Raw genomic sequence first — 622 nt, 5'->3', positions numbered from 1 at the left:
GAAGCTGCCGCTCCGGGTCAAGCGTAAGGTCAAGTCCAGACACAAGCCGATCTCCGATCCCAATACAGGATCGGCAACCTCACAGATCGCGACCACTCCCGAAAGGTGGTCAGGAAACACCGCTTACTTTTGGCATAGCGCACCGACCCTTGGGTCGACCTTGTGTCGAGGTTTTCAGTCGGCTTGTTGCGGCGAGCGAGGCCAGCGGAATGGCTCCGCCTCACGCCGCCGAAACAGCGTCCTTGATCGACTCCACTGAATGCTTGACGAAGTCCTTGCCGATCTCGCGCACCAACTTCGTGTTCAATGACGGCTGGTAATGTCTGCGCATTTCGCCGAGCGTCCGCGGATCAGCGATTACCAGTATGTGCTCATACAATTCCTCAAGCGCCTGGCGGTTGAGATAGGCCGCAACCGATCCGGCAAAATCATCTTCATGCAAACGGGACTCGTCAGGATTGGCAGTTGAACTGCGATGCCTGCCTCCGGATCCGGCGCGAGCCACCTTAAGGACGGCATCCTCGATTTCGATCAAATCGATATGCGGTTCGTGGCCCTTGCTATGAAATAGCCGCAGCCTCTCGCCATCTGTCACCGCTACAAGGGTGTTATTGTTCAGGAT

Annotated in this window: 1 protein-coding gene; it reads right to left on the bottom strand. The window is 56.6% G+C overall.

Annotated features, from left to right (window positions below; translation table 11 throughout):
- Positions 1–220: 220 nt before the first annotated feature.
- A partial coding sequence (locus EOA75_RS33575) for a host attachment protein (RefSeq protein WP_245466844.1) occupies positions 221–622 on the bottom strand: 402 nt, incomplete at its 5' end.

It is taken from the genome of Mesorhizobium sp. M1A.F.Ca.IN.022.07.1.1, from assembly GCF_003997575.1.
Lineage (GTDB): Bacteria > Pseudomonadota > Alphaproteobacteria > Rhizobiales > Rhizobiaceae > Mesorhizobium.
This window is presented reverse-complemented; position numbering and strand designations above follow the sequence as displayed.